Below are 526 nucleotides of genomic sequence, written 5' to 3' on the forward strand. Positions count from 1 at the left end.
GTGAACCTCGTGCGGTTCTGGCGGAATTTGGTGTCAGCCTGCCCGATGAGGTGCAGATCAAGGTTTGGGACAGCACGGCCGAGATCCGCTATCTGGTTCTGCCACGCCGCCTCGACAGGACCGAGGGGCTTTCCGCTGCGGAACTGGCTGATCGTGTCACCCGCAACGGCATGATCGGCACGGCTTTGGTTTAGGGGCAGGGTATGGACGGCATTCATGATATGGGCGGGATGCACGGGTTTGGACCGGTTCCCTGCGATCAGGATCGGGCCTTTGATCACGATTGGCAAAAGCGCGCTTTTGCCCTGACCGAGGCTTTGGCGTGGTCTGTGCCTTTCTGCGCCGATGAACACCGCGCGGCAATCGAACGGATTGCCCCCGCGGATTACCTGCGGCTGGATTACTTTGAAAAATGGACCGTGGCCGCGACTGCGCTGGTACAAGCTGCGGGTCTGGTTGACCCCCAGGAAGTCGCGTCGGGTCTGAAACGGTTCGATATCCCGCAGGGTGATCATCCGGCGGTCGG

General features: G+C 61.0%; 1 protein-coding gene and 1 pseudogene. Both read left to right on the plus strand.

All coding sequences use genetic code 11. The annotated features are described in order from the left end of the window. The coding region (locus ACR0DO_RS19610; RefSeq protein ID WP_480561126.1) for a nitrile hydratase subunit alpha at nt 1-194 on the plus strand (194 nt) is incomplete at its 5' end. A gap of 9 nt (nt 195-203) precedes the next feature. Further along, a pseudogene (locus ACR0DO_RS19615) lies at nt 204-526 on the plus strand (nitrile hydratase subunit beta); the annotation flags it as partial.

It is taken from the genome of Ruegeria sp. AM9 (assembly GCF_056540565.1).